This window comes from Cryobacterium sp. TMT2-18-2 (assembly GCF_004402245.1).
Taxonomy (GTDB): Bacteria; Actinomycetota; Actinomycetes; order Actinomycetales; family Microbacteriaceae; genus Cryobacterium; species Cryobacterium sandaracinum.
Genome location: NZ_SOFU01000028.1, coordinates 1 through 17,435 on the forward strand (window position 1 = coordinate 1; position 17,435 = coordinate 17,435).

Consider the following 17,435-nt stretch of genomic DNA (forward strand, 5'->3'; position numbering starts at 1 on the left):
ACCGGCCTGGGTCTGCTCCTGATCACGCACTACACCCGCATCCTGCGCTACATCAAGCCGGACTTCGTGCACGTCTTCGTCGACGGCCGCATCGCCGAACAGGGCGGCCGCGAACTCGCCGACCGCCTCGAAGACGAGGGCTACGATCGCTTTCTCACCGAAACGAACGTAGGTTAGGCGCATGGTTTCCACGCTGCCCCCGGCGCGCTTCGATGAAATCGAAGAGGCGCTCAAAGACGTCATGGACCCGGAACTCGGTATCAACGTGGTCGACCTCGGGCTCATCTACGACCTGGGCTGGGACGATGAGAACAATGCCCTGATCATCCACATGACCCTGACCTCGGCCGGCTGCCCGCTGACCGATGTCCTCGAGGAACAGACCGCCGAGGCGTTGGACGGCGTCGTCGACCAGTTCCGCATCAACTGGGTCTGGATGCCGCCGTGGGGTCCCGAGAAGATTACGGACGACGGCCGTGACATGATGCGAGCCCTCGGCTTTTCTATCTAATCTTCCCCGAACGCACGCGAAAACCCCGATTTCCTCCGGAAATCGGGGTTTTCGCGTTAGATGGACTGCCGGTAGCCGAAGAACTCATGGTCGTTGTGGTAACCACCAAACCCCGCACCGATCTCCGAGAAGTCCTCAACGAACTCGATTCCCTTGATCCACTTCACCATCTTGAAACCCAGCTGCGTTTCGTTGCGCAACCGAAGCGGTGCTCCATGCCCGAAAGATAGGGTCTGCCCGTTGAGGTCATAGGCGAGCATGGTCAGCTTGTAACTCATCTGCTCGATGGGTTGGGCGTCGTAGTACGTGCCACCGTCCGGACCCGCGGCGAAGGAATAGAAAATGACCCATTTCGCCTCGGGTTTCGGCTGCACCAGATCCAGGATCGTCTGCATGGAGATTCCGCCCCACTTCGCCACCCCTGACCACCCCTGAATACAGAAGTGCTGGGTGATCTGATCGTGATAGGGGAGACCCTGCAACTGTGCGAGGTTCAAATCGACGGGGTTCTCGACGAGCCCGTTGACCCGCAGTGTGTAGTCCGCGAAGTTGCCCGCTCGAAGCGCCTGGTATTCCTCGGAGTCCGGGTATTTGCCGTTGTGCCAGAAGTACGGCGAAATGTCCTTCTCCGTGTATTGGCCGGGGTTCGCGTCGATGTGTTCAAATAGGCGCTGCGCGCGACCGATCAGCGCGAAACCGACCTTCTGCACCACACGAGGATGCCGATAGGTGAAAGGCGTGGCTGCGAGCCATCCTCCGATGACGACGACCATCGAAGCCGCGAAGATCCCGATGCCGACCCACGATTCACTGTCCTGAGACGCATACATGTGATTGAGGTTGCGCAGGGCCCCTGTGGTCATCACCAGGGTGACGTGCACAACGATGAACATGACGAACCAGCAGAGCACGAAGAAGTGCAGCGAACGGGCCACCTGGATGCTGAACACCGAGCTGATTCTACGGAAGCGGGTCGACAGCGCGGGGGACATGCCGAGGCCGGTGACCAGGGCGAGAGGCGCCGCGATGAAAACGGTGATGAAGTAGGCGATCAGCTGCAGACTGTTGTAGTTGGTCCACCCGCTCTCGGCCGGCCAGTCCAAAGACAGGTACTGAAGGGCGGCCGACGCGGCGTTGGGGACGACGTCCCAGCTCAGCGGGACCAAGCGCATCCACTGCCCCGTCGCAAAGATAAGAACACAGAAGATGATTCCGTTGAGCAGCCAGACCGTATCGACGCCGAGGTGCCACCACCGTGCGAGACCGATGGAGTGACGGCGCCCCGGCAGGCCGACACCATCGGGCAAGGTGATTGAGTCCTCCTTCGCCGTGTAGAGCGGATCGCTCGGCACCGGCTTCTGCATGCGAAACCAGTCCTTACCCGGTGTCGAGTGCCGGGTCCAGTACAGCCGCGGATGGTCAGCCATGATGCTGACACCGGACCGGATGATGAAGATCATCATGAAGAGGTTCAGGAAGTGTTGCCAACCGACCCACGCCGGGAACCCGACCGGGGCGTTGTCGGGCAGTGCAGTCGCACCCGGATACTGGCTCATGAAGTCCTGCACCGCGGGCATCTCCCGCAGCCCCTTGGCAATGGCGATCCCCACGATCAGCAGGACCAGTCCAATGGGAATCAACCACAGCAGATTGAACCACTTGTCCGTGCCGATCCGCACCCGCGGGGCAACGCCGTACTGGGCAGGGACCCGGCCGGCCCAGTGGTCATCCACCACGTGGTACCGCGTCGTGTCCAGTTCCTCTCGAAAACTTCTCCGCGTCCCCCCTGCTCCAATGTCTGTTGCAGGAATATTTCGATCAATCGAGTTTGTATCCATACCGTCCCCATTTGAGAAGCAGGATGCCTCCCCAACCGTGTCGGGAGTGCGATATACAGCACCGTTATGCCCATTTCCTGCTTGCTGCCTGCAAGTATCCTCCTATTAAACGGAATATATTCCGCATTAATCCGGTTAAGGCCCCGAACGAGTCGATCCGTGCCCTCGGTGTCTCCCTTTGATCCGCATTTGATCCGCATCCGATTTAGTCCTGATCCACCCACGTCGACGGGGCACCGGCCATCTGGCCGGCGCCCCGTCGACGTGTCCTGGTCGATGATCCGATCCTGGTCACTCGGACGATGTATTCTCCTCAGCGCCCGTTTCCCGAGCGCCCGTTTCAGCGGACGACGCCAACTCAGACGGCTCCCAATTCTCCAAATCGATCAGGGACGGGTGCGGCCCGATGTCGGTTTCACCCTCCTCGAACATGTCGCCCACAGGGCTGGCGCTTTCCTGTTCCTCATCTGAGTCGGACGGGGGAGGCCCGTCCGGGTTCGGTGGGGTGGTGTGGCTGATTCGTGGTCCATCGTCGACCTCCTCGCATTCGTGCAGCAACCGGTGCGGCTGCAGCTGCAGCCGACGGTAGGCCTCCGCCCTGTTCGCCGCTAGACGAGTGGGTGACTGCGTCACGGCGCACGTCCTGGAGGCCGGCGGACGGCCTATCGTGCGCCAGCTTCCACACGGTGCGCCGCGGGACGCGACAGGCCTGGCCACCGGTCGGCTTCGGATCCGGCTACGCCTTGGTGACGATGACGGACACGGGAGTGGGGTTCGCGAACAGGTCGAGAACCGGGCAGTGCGCGTCGACGGTTGCCCGCAGCTCCTGGTAGCGCTCATCGGATTCGGGACCGGTGATGGTGATGTGCAGGCGGATCGCTGCGAAGCCGGCCCGCACGTCCTCGCTCATGTCGAACAGCCTCCGAACGTCAAGGTCGCCCTCCGCGACAATCTCGATCTCGTCGACCCGGATGCCCAGCCCCTGGGTGTAGAGGCGGTAGACGACCACCTGGCACGAGAGCAGGGCGCCGAGCGCAATCTCGACGGGGCTGGCTGCCACATCGTCTCCGGCCAGGGCTCCGGGCTCGTCGACGAGGAAGACATGCTTGCCGGCCGTGATGCGGGTGGCAACCGAGCCCTCGCCGGCGGCCGTGACGCGGTAGGTCAGCTTCGCTTTCGACGCGTCAGCGCTGATGCGCTCACTCCAAGCGGTTCCGGCGGCGATGAGGCGGCTGGCACAATCTTCGGCACGGGGGGAGAGGGCGGCGGGCGTCTGCACGAGTGTCATGCCGAAACCATAGGAGGCCAGTCCGGCCCGGGCACCCCTCCCGATCACACAACGTCATGGTCGAACGCTGCCGCATGGTCCCCGAACCGAAATACCGCCTGCTAGAACACCATTCCAGTGTGTAGAATAACATTCTAAAAAGAAGGTTGAAGTCCTGATGAGCATCGAATCCCGCCGGGAGGCCCAGTCGCAAGAGACCCGCACCTTGATCGTGCGGGCCGCGCTCCAGCTAATGCTTGAGCGGGGGTACATTTCCACCACTCTCGGCTCGATCGCCGCCGAGGCAGGCGTCGCGGTGCAGACCATCTACAACTCGGTCGGTGGCAAAGCCGCCGTTCTCTCCGCCGTGCTCGACCGCGCGGCCGCACGTGCGTACGAACCGCAAGCCGGCCCCCCACCGCTGCGCAGTCAGATCGCCGAAGCGCGCACGGCCGCCGAGATCGTCCGAATCCTGACCGGCTGGATCGCCGACCTGAACGCCCAGACGTCCGGGGTGCACCGCGTGATCGCCCAGGCGGCCGGAGTCGATGCAGACATCGCGGAGCTGGAGATGCGGCGTTCCGCCCAGCGACTTCTCCAGTACGGCGAGGTCGCGAGCGCGCTGCGCTCACGGCACAGCCTGCGCGGGGGAGTGAGCGACCACGAGGCGGCGGCAACGGTGTGGGCGCTCGGGCATCCACAGGCCTACCGGTCTCTGGTCCTCGACCTCGGCTGGTCGGATGCCGCTTACCGGGACTGGCTGGCGAAGGCACTTCAGGGGGCACTTTCGCTTGCCGGCGCACACCGAGGCGGAACCGATCAAATATAGTGGAGAGTTGGCCCGCTTCGGCCAGAAAATTCTACGACTCCCCTGAACGGACTGTTGCTGTGCTGAGTGTGCAAAATCTCGAAATCCGAGTTGGGGCGCGCGTGCTCATGGAAGACGTCAGTTTCCGCGTTTCCGCCGGTGACAAGATCGGCCTGGTTGGCCGCAACGGGGCTGGTAAGACGACACTGACGAAGACTCTGGCGGGTGAGACAGTTCCGACCAACGGTTCGATCGACCGCACCGGCGAGATCGGCTATCTGCCCCAGGACCCCCGCTCGGGCGACCCGGACATGCTCGCTCGGACCCGCATCCTGGATGCCCGCGGCCTCGGAACGATCTCCCTGGGTCTTGCCCAGGCCGGTATCGACATGGGCAGCGACGATCCCAAGACCAGCGCCAAGGCCATGCGCACCTACGGCAACCTCACGGATGAGTTCAACGCCCTCGGCGGCTACGCGGCCGAGGCGGAAGCCGCGTCGATCGCCAGCAACCTGAACCTTCCCGACCGCATCCTCGACCAGCAGCTGCGAACCCTGTCCGGCGGACAGCGCCGCCGCATCGAACTCGCCCGTATCCTGTTCTCGGCCGCGGAAACGATGATCCTCGACGAGCCCACCAACCACCTCGACGCCGACTCCGTGGTCTGGCTGCGGGAGTTCGTCAAGAACTATCGCGGCGGATGCATCATCATCAGCCACGACATCGAGCTGGTCGGCGACACGGTGAACCGGGTGTTCTACCTCGACGCCAACCGCATGGTCATCGACATCTACAACATGAACTGGAGGAACTACCAGCGGCAGCGCGTGGCCGACGCGGACCGCCGCAAGAAGGAACGCGCCAACGCCGAGAAGAAGGCGTCGACCCTCCAGCTGCAGGCCGCGAAGTTCGGCGCTAAGGCAAGCAAGGCTGCCGCCGCCCACCAGATGGTCGCGCGCGCCGAGAAGCTCCTGTCCGGACTGGACGCCGTGCGGGCAGTCGACCGAGTCGCCAAACTGCGCTTCCCCGAGCCCGCCCCGTGCGGACGCACCCCGTTGATGGCCACCGACCTCTCCAAGAGCTACGGCTCGCTGGAGATCTTCGCGGCCGTGGATCTGGCCATCGACCGCGGCTCGAAGGTGGTCATCCTCGGCCTCAACGGTGCGGGCAAGACCACACTGCTGCGCATGCTCGCGGGCGTGGATAAGCCGGACACCGGAGAGATCGTGCCCGGCCACGGTCTGCGGATCGGCTACTACGCGCAAGAGCACGAGACGATCGACGTCAAGCGCAGCGTGCTGGAGAATATGGTGTCCTCCTCGCCCAACATCACTGAGATGGAGGCGCGCCGGGTTCTGGGCTCGTTCCTGTTCACCGGCGACGACTCGCACAAGCCGGCCGGGGTTCTGTCCGGTGGCGAGAAGACCCGGCTGGCCCTGGCCATGATCGTGGTGTCAGGCGCCAATGTTCTGCTGCTCGATGAACCGACTAACAACCTCGACCCGGCCAGCCGCGAGGAAATCCTCGACGCCCTGGCGCACTATGCCGGGGCTGTCGTCCTCGTAAGCCACGACGAGGGCGCTGTCGAGGCGCTGAACCCCGAGCGCGTGTTGATCATGCCCGATGGCACCGAGGATCACTGGAACAAGGACTACCTTGATCTGATCATGCTCGCCTGATCACCTTCCTGCACCCAGCACACTGCCCGGGCCCGCTGGCCCGGGCATTCGTGTTTCCGAATCCCTCTGACCTGTCGATCACCTGCCGTCGATGAGCTCATCCTCGATCTCCGAGTCGCTGCGGGGTTTGGCAGCCTGCCGGCGGGCACGCTCGGCGGCGCGAACGCGCTCGTCCGGGTCGTCGAAGTTCACGGCTCGGTACTCCTGCCGGATGGCCCAGCCCAGACCGACGAAGCCCATCAGGGCGAACACGAACCATTGGAATGCGTAGGACAGGTGAGGCCCCTCGTCTTTGACCGGGCGGGTGACCGCCACGGGACGTTCGTCCGGCGTCGGATCTTCGGAAGCCATCAGCCCGTACGCGCCGGTATACGTCGGAAGGTCCAGCCGGGTGGACACCTCGTCGAGGTTGATCGTCGCGATCTGGTCGCCCGTGGCCGACCGCCCGGCCAACGAAGGCTCACCGGCCTTGAGCCGGGCGATGACGGTGACCACCCCCGAGGGGGCGGTTGGCACGGATGCCGGGGCGTCGGGGGTCTGCCCGGTCGGCAACCAGCCCCGGTTCACGATGAAGACCGAGCCATCGGCGAGCAGCAGGGGAGTGAGAACCTCGAAACCCGGGTGGATATTGAGCGGGCGGTTGCGCACGATCAGCTCGTCGTCCGTCAAATACGTGCCGGTCACGACAACGGGCAGCCACTTCTGAGACGCGGAGAACGCGTCCAGACCAGGCAGAGCCTCGGCCAAGGGAACCGGATCCGCCGCATAGTTGGTCTCCACTTTGTCCATTTCAGAGAGGGCATCGGAGCGTCGCGCGAGCTGCCAGAGACCGAGCCCGGAGCACACGGCCGCAAAGAGGATGGTCAGCGCGAGATATCCGGCCCAGCGCCGGGTGAACGCAAACTTCCAGCCGATCACGCCGGCCCGGCTTCCGGGTCTACAGCCTCAAGGAAGACCGGCAGAGGCGAGACGGCCAATGGGAAGTCTCGACTGGCCAGGAAATCGCGGAGGTAATCGACGTGCAGGTCGCAGGCCAGCCAGGTCTTCACGCGGTCTTGAGCGTGAATACGGGGATTGCGCCAGTTCAACCGCCAGTCGGCGTTTTCACGACAGCCGGCGCGAGAGCAATTCGTCGTTTCGAGATCGGCGCCGAGGCCGATCACGTTCCGCTCTCGTCATTATTCGGTCCGCGAGGCGGCGCCCGGAACACCTGCACGGCTCCCGGTCGGACGACCGTGGACGCCACGGCGCTGCTCTGAACATTCGCAAAGACGACCGCGAAGTAGGGAAGGGCGATTGCGCCGACGGCGCAGACGAGAAGCCACCAACCCTGGACGAAGAGCATCAGCACGATGCAGACCATCCGGATGCCCATGGCGATCAAGTATTTGATCATCCGGGCTCGACGCTCCTCCTCGGGTGAAGGGGGGAGCGAGGTGATCGACTGCTGTTTCATGGATGCCATCGATTCGGTCAGTCGGGGAGTTTCTCTCTACAAATTCTACGTCTCGTCGGACATAAACGTAGACGCCCTAAACTGGAAAACACGCGCGTACGGCTGTTCGTTCGCTGAGAAAAAGAGATTGGACCCAGCATGACGACTGGCAGAACTGTCCTTGTCACCGGGGGAAACCGCGGCATCGGATTTTCTATCGCGGAGGAGTTCATCAGGCAGGGACACCGCGTCGCGGTCACCGCCCGCTCCGGGGACGGTCCGAGCGGCAGCTTGACGGTGCGCGCGGATGTGACGGACGCCGCATCCATCGACGCCGCGTTCACCGAGATCGAGGCGGCGCTCGGCCCCGTCGAGGTGGTTGTCGCCAACGCGGGCATCACCAGGGACATGCTGCTGATGCGCATGAGCGAGGACGACTTCACCTCGGTCATCGACACCAACCTGAGCGGCGCATTCCGAGTCGTGAAGCGTGCGTCCAAGGGGATGCTCAAGGCTCGGTTCGGCCGCATCGTGCTGATTTCCAGCGTGGTCGGCCTGTACGGCTCCGCGGGACAGGTCAACTACTCCTCGTCGAAGAGCGGTCTGATCGGCCTCGCCCGTTCGGTGACCCGTGAACTGGGCGGGAGGGGCATCACGGCCAACGTCGTCGCACCGGGTTTCATTGAAACCGACATGACCGCAAAACTCTCCGAGTCGCAGCAGGCCGACTACAAGCGCAGCATCCCGGCGGGACGCTTCGCGACCCCGGTCGAGGTGGCTCGGGTCGTCACCTGGCTTGCCGGGGACGACGCCGGGTACATCTCCGGCGCGGTCATCCCCGTCGACGGCGGGCTGGGGATGGGGCACTAACCGCGCAGACCGAGTATCGGCAGGATCTGGCTGAGATCGCGGGTATCCAGGGCCAGGTCCGCCTGCGCCCTCACGATCGGTTTCGCGTTGAAAGCGATGCCCAGACCGGCTGCCCGCATCATCGTGAGGTCGTTCGCTCCGTCGCCGACGGCGACGGTCTGGGGCAGGGCTACGCCCTCGAGGGCGGCCCACTCCCGCAGGGCCGCGGCCTTGGCGGCGGCGTCGATGACGGGTCCGACCAGGCCGCCGGTGAGGCGACCGTCGGCCACCTCCAGCCGGTTCGCCCGCCAGTGATCGAGGCCGAAGGCGGCAGCCAGCGGGTCGAGCACCTCGTGGAAGCCGCCCGATACCACCCCGATTCTGCTGCCCTGGGCGTGCAGGCCGTCGATGAGTTCCTGCACCCCGGGAGTCGGGCGGACGAGCCGCCCGACCTCCGCGAAAACATCCGTGGACAGTCCGGCCAGCGTCTTGACCCGGAGCCGTAGACTCTGCGCGAAATCGATCTCGCCGCGCATGGCCTGCTCGGTCACCTCGGCGACGAGGGCCAGCGAGCCGGCCGCATCAGCGAGCAACTCAATGACCTCGTCTTCGATCAGGGTGGAATCGGCGTCCAAGACGACGAGGAAACGAACGAACACGGTCACGGGTGGACGTGGACTCCCTTGCCGACGACGGTGATGCCGGACTCGGTGACGCTGAACCCCCGTGCGCGGTCACGCTCACGATCAACGCCGACTTCCGCTCCGGCGGCGACCACCACGTCCTTGTCCAGAATCGCCCGACGCACGGTCGCACCCGGTTTGATCTGCACCCGGTCGAAGACGATCGAGTCCACCACCTGGGCACCGGAATCGATGGCGGCCCAGGGGCCGAGAACGCTGCGTTCGATGTGCGCTCCCGAAATGACGCAGCCGAGGGAAACGATCGAGTCGATCATGGTGCCGAGGAAGCCGCGTCCGTCCCGGACGAACTTCGCCGGCGGAGAGTTGAGCTGCTGGCTGAAGATAGGCCACTTCTGGTTGTAGAGGTTGAAAACGGGCAGTGCGCTGATCAGGTCCTGGTGCGCCTCGAAGAAGGAGTCGATGGTACCCACGTCGCGCCAGTAGTCGCAGTCTCGGTCGGTGGATCCGGGGACGTCATTGAGCTTGAGGTCGTAGACGCCGGCCTCACCGCGGGACACGAAATCGGGAATGATGTCGCCACCCATGTCGTGGCTCGAGTCGGCGCGTTCGCCGTCGCGCAGGACGGCCTCGATCAGCGCCTCCGTGTTGAAAACGTAGTTGCCCATGGACGCGAAGACCTCGTGCGGGGCATCGGCGAGGCCGACGGCATCCTTCGGCTTCTCGCGAAAATCACGAATGCGGTCCGGCGTCGCCGCGTCGACCTCGATGACGCCGAACTGGTCGGCCAGACCGATCGGCTGACGGATGGCCGCGACGGTTGCGGCGGCTCCGGAGGCGATGTGAGCCTCGATCATCTGGCTGAAGTCCATCCGGTAGACGTGGTCGGCTCCCACGACGACGACGATGTCGGGCTTCTCGTCATGGATCAGGTTGAGGCTCTGCAGGATCGCGTCCGCGGATCCGCTGAACCAGCGCTTGCCGAGACGCTGCTGCGCCGGCACCGATGCGATATAAGAGTTGAAGAGGCCACCAGAAACGTGCCAGGTCTGGGAGACGTGACGGTCAAGGCTGTGGGACTTGTACTGAGTGAGAACCACGATCTGGGTGAGGCCCGAATTAATCAAATTCGACAACGCGAAGTCGATCAGCCGGTAATGACCCCCGAAAGGAACGGCCGGTTTCGCACGGTCCTCCGTCAACGGCATGAGCCGTTTTCCTTCTCCGCCGGCGAGCACGATTCCAAAGATCTTCTTTGACTGCATGTCTTTACAGTAGGGCCATTCGTCACGTCGATCCAGCACGAGTGGGTGTGCCTCCGGCCAGCCTGCGATAGCTTTGCCTCATGCGAGTGGATCTGTTGACCAAGGAATACCCCCCGGAGATTTACGGCGGAGCAGGCGTGCATGTGGCGGAGCTTGTGAAGGCCCTTCGCACCGACATCGACGTCTCCGTGCGATGCTTCGGCGCGCCCCGCGACGCCGTCGACACCCACGCGTATGAGGTGCCGGCGGAACTGGCGGGCGCGAATGCGACGCTGGCCACGCTCGGCGTCGACCTCCAGATGGCGCAGGACGTGCACGGCGCCGACATCGTGCACTCGCACACCTGGTACGCCAACGGCGCCGGCCACCTCGCGAAGCTCCTGCACGGGATTCCGCACGTTGTGACCGCGCACAGCCTCGAGCCGCTCCGCCCCTGGAAAGCCGAGCAGCTCGGCGGAGGCTACCGGGTCTCCAGCTGGATCGAACGCAGCGCCTTCGAAGCCGCGGATGCCGTCATCGCCGTCAGCGGTGGGATGCGCCGCGACATCCTGCGCAGCTACCCAGCACTTGACGCGGCTCGGGTGCACGTCGTCTACAACGGCATCGACCTCGAACGGTGGAAGCCCACGGACGACCGGGACACCGTGCGGGCACTGGGCATCGACCCGGACCGACCGGCCGTGGTCTTCGTGGGCCGCATCACCCGGCAGAAGGGGCTTCCGTACCTGCTCCGCGCGGCTGCCCTGCTGCCACCGGAGGTGCAGCTGGTGCTCTGCGCCGGCGCCCCCGACACCCCGGGCATCCTGGCCGAGGTCACGGCCGGAGTCGAGGCCCTCCAGCGCGAACGCTCCGGCGTGGTCTGGATCGATCGCCTCCTGTCGCAGCACGACCTGGCCGCCGTGCTCACTGCCGGCACCGTCTTCGTCTGTCCGTCGGTCTACGAACCGCTCGGCATCGTCAATCTGGAGGCCATGGCCTGCGGGCTGCCGGTCGTCGGAACTGCGACCGGGGGCATCCCCGAGGTGGTCGCCGACGGCGTGACCGGCCGGCTCGTGCCCATCGACCAGGCCACCGACGGAACCGGAACCCCCATCGATGCCGACCTCTTCGTCTCGGACCTGTCGCGCACCCTGATCGAGGTCCTCGCCGACCCGGCCAACGCCGCCGCGATGGGCCGAGCCGGCCGGGTCAGGGCCGAGCAGATGTTCAGCTGGACCCAAATCGCCACCCGCACCCGGGAGATCTACGCCGCACTGCTCTAAGTCGGGCTCTGACTAACCGCCCCAACGGGTGCTGCAGGAATGCGCGGCACCCGTTTCGCGTGTGTGGGCATCGGCGGCGGCAGATAACATGGCCTTATGGTCAACGTTCTCCACTTCACCGACGTCTCCGTCGTCCGGGATGGCACACCCATCCTCGACTCAGTGAACTGGAGTGTTGATGACGACCAGCGCTGGGTGATCCTGGGCCCGAACGGCGCCGGCAAGACCACGCTGCTGCAGATCGCCGCCGCCCTCATCCACCCGTCGAGCGGAAGTGCCGTCGTTCTCGACGAACCGATCGGACGCACCGACCTCTTCGAGCTGCGGCCGCGGATCGGCTTCGCCTCGACGGCGATGGCCCGCCGGGTCCCCGCGAACGAGAAGGTCCTCGATGTGGTGATGACGGCCGCGTACTCCGTCACCGGGCGCTGGACCGAAGAGTACGAAGCCATCGACGAGCGCCGCGCCCAGCGGGTGCTGGGCGAGTGGAAGCTGGATGCTCTGTCCGACCGCAAGTTCGGCACGCTGAGCGACGGCGAGCAGAAGCGGGTGCAGATCGCGCGGTCCATCATGACCGACCCCGAGGTTCTGCTTCTGGATGAGCCGGCCGCGAGCCTCGACCTCGGCGCGCGCGAGGAACTGCTGCAGCTCCTCGGCGGCTACGCGAGCGAGTCGGGGTCGCCGGCGATCATCATGGTCACCCACCACGTCGAGGAAATCCCCCTCGGCTTCACGCACGTCCTGCTCCTGTCCAACGGCCGCATCGTCAGCGCCGGGCCCATCGCCGACGCGCTGACCGCGGAGTCACTGACCGAGGCGTTCGGTCTGTCCATCGAGTTGCACGAGGCCGACGGACGTTTCAGCGCTCGCGCGATCTGACCGCCACCGGATGGCGGTCACAGCCAGTGGATTCTGCTAAACTCGACAGTCGGTCCTTGGACCGTATAGTTTTTCCTGCCGCACCTGGCGAGTCTGTACTCGCTAATCGAAGCGCAACTCACCAATCGAACAGCAATAAGGAAGTCTTCATGAAGTCTGACATTCACCCCACGTACGCTCCCGTGGTTTTCCGCGACCTCGCGTCGGGTGCGACGTTCCTTACCCGTTCGACGGTCTCCAGCTCCAAGACCATCGAGTGGACCGACGGAACCACGTACCCGGTCATCGACGTCGAGATCTCGTCGGAGTCGCACCCCTTCTACACCGGCAAGCAGCGGATCATGGACTCCGCCGGCCGCGTCGAGAAGTTCAACTCACGCTACAAGGGCTTCGGCAAGTAAAACCGCGCCACACCGTAGCATCCTGCACAACGAAAGGGCGACCAGCTTCGGCTGGCCGCCCTTTCGATGTTGCGGAACTGGGTCAGGTGTCGCTGTCGCCCGGGTGCTGCCGGGTCAGCGTTCGGGCCAGCCGCCCGCCGCGACGAACGCGGGGTCGCGTTCGCGGCGCATGTAGGCCTGGAAGCTCTCCGCCTGCTGCAGGGACCACTGTGCCTGGAGCTGGTGCAGCTCGCCGACGGTGACCGGCAGGGTCTTCTCATGCGCCCGGGCGATGGCCTGGGCCACCCGGCCGGCCGCGATCGCATCCGCCCCGGAGTCGTGCGCGTCATCGAGGGGCACACCGTAGAACGCACTGGTCACTGCGAGGGTGCGCTTTCCCTTGCGGTACCGGTCGAGGGCCTTGTCGATGACGAGAGGGTCGACCACCGGCGACGGTGAGACCAGCGGGGCAACCCCGTAGCGGATCGACTCGCGGTTGAGCAGGGTGAGGTCGTAGGGCGCGTTGTACGCCACCAGAGGAAGACCCCGGGTGAGGTGCTCCCGGATCGTCGCGACGATCTCGGCCACCCCGTCGGCGGCGACCCGGCCGTTCGCGGCGGCATGCTCGGTCGTGATGCCGTGCACGGTGGTGGCCTGGGCCGGGATCTCGATTCCGGGATCCAGGAGCCAGTCCACGCGTTCGAGCACCTCCCCGCTCACATCGATGATCGCGACGGTGGCCGACACAATGCGGCTTGTCTCCACGTCGATGCCGGTCGTCTCAAGGTCGAAAACGGCGAGGGTGTCACTCCAGTTGCTCATGGGGAAAGCCTAGGGGCGACCACCGTCATCCCCGGGCGCCTCGGGTTATGGGGAAGGCAGTTCAGGTCCGGCTGGTTCACGAAGAAGCGGTGGTCGGCGAACTGGCGCCGCACGGAGTCGAGGGCCCAGTTCGAGTTCTTCGTGTCTCTGTGGAGGGCGTCCGGCGACAGCCGTCGGCCGGCCTAAACTTGGGACGATGAATGTTCCTTCGCCCTACGATTCACAGCTCGCCCAGATCCCTGTCAGGGTCCGCGACGTCCCGGTGCTGGGCGGCGAAACGCGGTATTGGGAGTACGGCGATCCAACCGCGCACACCACCATCGTGATGGTGCACGGCTTCCGCGGCGACCACCACGGCTTGGAGCCCGTGGTCGCCCAGCTTCCCGGATTCCGCATGATCTCACCGGACCTTCCCGGTTTCGGCGAGTCCGGGGTGCTCCAGGGGTGCCGGCACGACATCGCGGGCTACGGCCGGTGGCTGGCCGAGTTCGTGGCAGCTCTGGGTCTGACCGGGCGCAAAGTGGTGCTCGGGCACTCGTTCGGATCGATTATCGTCGCGGCATCCGTCGCAGGGGGACTGCACGCCGACGATGTGGTTCTGGTGAACCCCATCGCCGCACCTGCCCTGGCCGGTCCGCGCGGCATCCTCACCCGCTTGGCGATGTTCTACTACTGGGTGGCCGCGCGTCTGCCCGAACGGCTCGGCTTCGCCCTGCTGCGCAACCGCGTCATCGTCCGCGTGATGAGCGTGACCATGGCAAAGACGGGGGATCCCGGGTTGCGCCGTTGGATCCACAACCAGCACGACCGCTACTTCTCCGCCTTCGCGGATCGCCGGGTTGTGCTGGAAGCCTTCACCGCATCGGTCGGCTCCGACGTCAGCGAGTTCGCCGGTCGCATCCCGCAGCGCACGCTGCTGATCGCGGCGGAGAAAGACGACATCACGCCGGTCGCAGCCCAGTACCGGCTGCAGAAGCTGTTCCCCGATGCCACCCTGCAGGTGATCCCCGACGTCGGCCACCTGATCCACTACGAGGTGCCGGCGCAGGCGGCGGACGCCCTGCGCCACTTCCTCGGCGAAACGGAGACGAAATGAGAATCGTCTTCGATTGCCGTTACACCCGATTCGACCGGCACGACGGCATCAGCCGGTACACGGCCGGGCTGGTCACGGAACTGGGCAAGCTCCACCCGGTCACCATGCTGATCCATGACCACCGGCAGCTCGACCTGCTTCCGGATCTGCCCTGGCAGCTCGTGAGCGCCCCGACCAGCGTCCGGGAGCCGTTCATCGCCCTCCAGGTCAACCAGCTGAAGCCCGACGTCGTGTTCTCCCCGATGCAGACGATGGGCTCTTGGGGCCGGAAGTACCGGCTGTTCCTCACCGTGCACGACCTGATCTACTACCGCAATCGCACCCCGCCGCGGGACCTGCCCGGTTTGCTGCGCCTGATCTGGCGGCTGTATCACCTGTCGTGGTGGCCGCAGCGGATGCTCCTGAACCGGGCGGACGGCGTCGTCACCGTCTCCGAGACTACCCGGGACCTGATCCGGGACAACCGTCTGACACGGCGGCCGGTCACGGTCGTCCACAACGCCGCCGACACGCGGTCGACGCCGCCCGCCGGACGTGCCGCTGCGGAAACGGGTCGCCTGGTCTACATGGGCTCGTTCATGCCGTACAAGAACGTGGACACCCTGGTGCGCGCAGCCGCGGAACTGCCGGGCCATGAGCTGCACCTGATGAGCCAGGTGAGCGACCGGGAACGGGAACGCCTGACCGCCCTCGCGCCGCAGGCGACGCTGGTGTTCCACAACGGCGTCACCGACGAGGAGTACCTGCGGGTGCTGGGCTCCGCGACCGCGCTGGTCACGGCGTCTCTGGACGAAGGATTCGGCATCCCGCTTGTCGAGGCGATGAGCCTCGGCATCCCCGTCGTGGTGAGCGACATCCCGATCTTTCGCGAGATCGGCGGCGACGCTGCGCTCTACTTCGACCCGGCCAGCACCGACGCGCTCGCCCTGGCCGTTCGGCGGCTGGGCGCGGGGGAGTGGGCGGCCCGCTCCACAGCCTCCGTCATCGAGGCGGAACGCTTCACCTGGCGCGATTCGGCCCGGCGGCTCCTGAAACTGCTTACCGGCACCGATACCGATACCGATACCGATACCGCGGATGATGCCGGTACCCGGACCGAGACGTCTACGGGCCCCGGCATCGACGCGGAGCAGCCGGCTCAGCCTGTGTAGTGCGTGTTCTCGGCTCGGCCGCGCAGTGTGGCGTCGAAATGCGTCAGCTCGAGCCGACCGTCCCGCCAGACGAAGTCGTGCACGGAGCCGTTGGCGATGATCTCGTTCTGGCGCGGCCGTTCCCCGGCCGTGCTATGGCGCAGCAGGGTTCCGATCACCCCGCCGTGACAGACGACCAGCACGGACTGTCCGGGGCGCGCGGCGGCCAGCAACCCGAAGGCCGGCAGCACCCGGTCGAGCACCTCCTGGCGCGTCTCGAGGCCGGGAACGGGCACGCCGTCGGGAAAGCGGCGCTGTCGTTCGGCGAACGTGAGTCCCTCGATCTGGCCGTGATGGCGCTCGGTGAGTTCCGGGATGACCTCCGGGCTCGGCAGGCCGAGCTCACCGGCGATGATCCGGGCCGTCTCGTGGGCACGGTCCAACGGGCTCGTCACGATGGTGTCCCAGCGCCGGGCTCGCAACCTCAGCCCCGCCTCGGCGGCCTGCGCCCGGCCGGTCGAGTTGAGGGGGATGTCTGTGCTGCCCTGGATCCGCGTGCGCAGGTTCCACTCGGTCTGTCCGTGCCGCACGATCGAAAGTCTGGTCATCCTGCCGTTTCCGTTGTCGCGGGGGTGGGAGTGGTGATGGACCGGGTCTGTTTCACGCCGATGCGCCGGCGAGGCGGTCGGCCAGCCCCGCCAGCGACTCCGACGTGCCCGCCTCCAGCTTGAGCAGTGCCCGGCCGTCGCCCTTGGTCTCGCCGCGGTTGATCACGACGATCGGCAGCTTGCGGCGCCGGGCCTGTTCCAGCAGACGGATGCCCGAGTTCACAAACAGGGACGAGCCGGCGATGACCAGGGCCTCCGCACCGGTGACGAGCGCCGTGGCCTCGGTGAACTTCACTGTCGGCACCAGCTCGCCGAAGAAGACGACGTTGGGCTTGAGCATACCGCCGCAGACCGTGCAGTCGGGAATGGTGAAACCGTCGATGTCGGACACCTCCGCATCACCGTCGGGGGCTGTGCGCACGTCACCCGGTAACATCAGTGTCGGGTTGGCCGCTTCGAGGCGCGCGGCCACGCTGTCGCGGCCGAATGCCTGACCGCAGTCCAGGCAGACGACGAGGTCCAACGACCCGTGCAGGTCCACGACGTGCCGCGACCCGGCCCGGGTGTGCAGGCCATCCACGTTCTGCGTGATGACCCCGCTGATCAGTCCGCTCTGCTCCAGCCGGGCGAGGGACCGGTGCCCGAGGTTGGGCTCCGCAGAGCGGAACCGGTGCCAGCCGAGGTGGCTGCCGGCCCAGTAACGCTTGCGCGCCCGCTCGTCGCCGATGAAGGTCTGAAAGTTCATCGGGGTACGCACGGGGGCCCCCTTCCCACGGTAATCGGGAATGCCGGAATCGGTGCTCAGACCGGCTCCGGTCAGCACCGCGATGTGGCGACCGCGGAGCACCTCGGCCACGGCATCCAGAGCGGCGGCAGTGGCGCCGACGGCGACCGGAAGCGTTTCGGTGGTCATGAAGCTCCATCCTGTGTACACCGAGTCTAAACTCGCCGGTTTTCGACTGGGG

The 17,435-nt window shown here is 65.6% G+C and carries 19 protein-coding genes and 1 pseudogene; 10 read left to right on the forward strand and 10 right to left on the reverse strand.

Annotation, left to right across the window (positions count from 1 at the left end):
• Both sufC and E3O22_RS08855 read left to right on the forward strand, forming a co-directional pair.
• Positions 1–177, forward strand: a pseudogene (gene sufC, locus E3O22_RS16345) (Fe-S cluster assembly ATPase SufC); the annotation flags it as partial.
• Between the two features lie 4 nt (positions 178–181).
• Positions 182–511: a metal-sulfur cluster assembly factor gene (locus tag E3O22_RS08855; protein ID WP_134395521.1), complete on the forward strand. Its 330-nt coding sequence runs from the start codon at positions 182–184 to the stop codon at positions 509–511.
• A 56-nt stretch (positions 512–567) separates the two neighbouring features.
• Here E3O22_RS08855 and E3O22_RS08860 read toward each other — a convergent pair whose 3' ends face one another.
• Together E3O22_RS08860 and E3O22_RS08865 are read right to left on the reverse strand one after the other, a co-directional pair.
• Positions 568–2,247 carry a molybdopterin-dependent oxidoreductase gene (locus E3O22_RS08860; RefSeq protein ID WP_241976584.1) on the reverse strand — a complete coding sequence of 560 codons (1,680 nt, stop codon included), beginning with the start codon at positions 2,245–2,247 and terminating at the stop codon, positions 568–570.
• A gap of 838 nt (positions 2,248–3,085) precedes the next feature.
• Entirely contained in the window at positions 3,086–3,637 is a 552-nt protein-coding gene (locus tag E3O22_RS08865; RefSeq protein ID WP_134395523.1) for an OsmC family protein, read from the reverse strand.
• Between the two features lie 157 nt (positions 3,638–3,794).
• Here E3O22_RS08865 and E3O22_RS08870 point away from each other — a divergent pair, with 157 nt between their 5' ends.
• Both E3O22_RS08870 and E3O22_RS08875 read left to right on the forward strand, forming a co-directional pair.
• Complete coding sequence (locus E3O22_RS08870) at positions 3,795–4,445, forward strand: TetR/AcrR family transcriptional regulator (protein WP_134395524.1); 651 nt, start codon at positions 3,795–3,797, stop codon at positions 4,443–4,445.
• A gap of 59 nt (positions 4,446–4,504) precedes the next feature.
• The gene (locus E3O22_RS08875) at positions 4,505–6,103 is read left to right on the forward strand and encodes an ABC-F family ATP-binding cassette domain-containing protein (RefSeq protein WP_104102190.1); all 1,599 of its coding nucleotides are present in this window, start codon (positions 4,505–4,507) and stop codon (positions 6,101–6,103) included.
• Positions 6,104–6,181: 78 nt separating this feature from the next.
• Here the strand turns inward: E3O22_RS08875 and E3O22_RS08880 are convergent, their stop codons facing one another.
• The 3 genes from E3O22_RS08880 to E3O22_RS08890 are packed head-to-tail and all read right to left on the reverse strand — an operon-like array spanning position 6,182 to position 7,568.
• Complete coding sequence (locus E3O22_RS08880; RefSeq protein ID WP_134395525.1) at positions 6,182–7,021, reverse strand: SURF1 family protein; 840 nt, start codon at positions 7,019–7,021, stop codon at positions 6,182–6,184.
• Positions 7,018–7,266, reverse strand: a complete 249-nt coding sequence (locus E3O22_RS08885; RefSeq protein WP_134395526.1) for a hypothetical protein — start codon at positions 7,264–7,266, stop codon at positions 7,018–7,020. Before E3O22_RS08885 ends, E3O22_RS08880 begins: the two co-directional genes overlap by 4 nt.
• Positions 7,263–7,568, reverse strand: coding sequence for a DUF3099 domain-containing protein (locus tag E3O22_RS08890; RefSeq protein WP_370448428.1), 306 nt, complete (start codon positions 7,566–7,568; stop codon positions 7,263–7,265). Before E3O22_RS08890 ends, E3O22_RS08885 begins: the two co-directional genes overlap by 4 nt.
• Before the next feature lie 129 nt (positions 7,569–7,697).
• On the opposite strand from E3O22_RS08890, the gene fabG reads away from it, so the two are divergent.
• Complete coding sequence (fabG, locus tag E3O22_RS08895) at positions 7,698–8,408, forward strand: 3-oxoacyl-ACP reductase FabG (RefSeq protein ID WP_104169936.1); 711 nt, start codon at positions 7,698–7,700, stop codon at positions 8,406–8,408.
• On the opposite strand, the gene serB is transcribed toward fabG, so the two are convergent.
• Positions 8,405–9,052: a phosphoserine phosphatase SerB gene (gene serB / locus E3O22_RS08900; RefSeq protein ID WP_134395527.1), complete on the reverse strand. Its 648-nt coding sequence runs from the start codon at positions 9,050–9,052 to the stop codon at positions 8,405–8,407. The two genes, fabG and serB, sit on opposite strands and share 4 nt — an antisense overlap.
• Positions 9,049–10,293, reverse strand: coding sequence for a glucose-1-phosphate adenylyltransferase (glgC, locus tag E3O22_RS08905; protein ID WP_134395528.1), 1,245 nt, complete (start codon positions 10,291–10,293; stop codon positions 9,049–9,051). The genes serB and glgC overlap by 4 nt, the downstream gene beginning before the upstream one ends.
• Before the next feature lie 80 nt (positions 10,294–10,373).
• Between glgC and glgA the strand changes: the two genes are divergently transcribed.
• The 3 genes from glgA to E3O22_RS08920 all read left to right on the forward strand — a co-directional run bounded on the left by glgA (position 10,374) and on the right by E3O22_RS08920 (position 12,835).
• Positions 10,374–11,555, forward strand: a complete 1,182-nt coding sequence (gene glgA / locus E3O22_RS08910) for a glycogen synthase (protein WP_134395529.1) — start codon at positions 10,374–10,376, stop codon at positions 11,553–11,555.
• 96 nt (positions 11,556–11,651) lie between these two features.
• Complete coding sequence (locus E3O22_RS08915; protein ID WP_134395530.1) at positions 11,652–12,434, forward strand: ABC transporter ATP-binding protein; 783 nt, start codon at positions 11,652–11,654, stop codon at positions 12,432–12,434.
• Between the two features lie 149 nt (positions 12,435–12,583).
• On the forward strand, positions 12,584–12,835 hold the full coding sequence (locus E3O22_RS08920; RefSeq protein ID WP_104102169.1) for a type B 50S ribosomal protein L31: 252 nt from the start codon (positions 12,584–12,586) through the stop codon (positions 12,833–12,835).
• Between the two features lie 114 nt (positions 12,836–12,949).
• On the opposite strand, the gene E3O22_RS08925 is transcribed toward E3O22_RS08920, so the two are convergent.
• Positions 12,950–13,636: a 3'-5' exonuclease gene (locus E3O22_RS08925; RefSeq protein ID WP_134395531.1), complete on the reverse strand. Its 687-nt coding sequence runs from the start codon at positions 13,634–13,636 to the stop codon at positions 12,950–12,952.
• Positions 13,637–13,832: 196 nt separating this feature from the next.
• Between E3O22_RS08925 and E3O22_RS08930 the strand changes: the two genes are divergently transcribed.
• Entirely contained in the window at positions 13,833–14,732 is a 900-nt protein-coding gene (locus E3O22_RS08930; RefSeq protein ID WP_134395532.1) for an alpha/beta fold hydrolase, read from the forward strand.
• Positions 14,729–15,883, forward strand: a complete 1,155-nt coding sequence (locus E3O22_RS08935) for a glycosyltransferase family 1 protein (protein ID WP_134395533.1) — start codon at positions 14,729–14,731, stop codon at positions 15,881–15,883. The genes E3O22_RS08930 and E3O22_RS08935 overlap by 4 nt, the downstream gene beginning before the upstream one ends.
• Here E3O22_RS08935 and E3O22_RS08940 read toward each other — a convergent pair.
• Complete coding sequence (locus E3O22_RS08940; protein WP_134395534.1) at positions 15,871–16,470, reverse strand: histidine phosphatase family protein; 600 nt, start codon at positions 16,468–16,470, stop codon at positions 15,871–15,873. The two genes, E3O22_RS08935 and E3O22_RS08940, sit on opposite strands and share 13 nt — an antisense overlap.
• A gap of 52 nt (positions 16,471–16,522) precedes the next feature.
• Positions 16,523–17,383 (reverse strand): Sir2 family NAD-dependent protein deacetylase, encoded by an 861-nt coding sequence (locus E3O22_RS08945; protein ID WP_134395535.1) that lies wholly within the window; start codon positions 17,381–17,383, stop codon positions 16,523–16,525.
• Between the last annotated feature and the right edge of the window lie 52 nt (positions 17,384–17,435).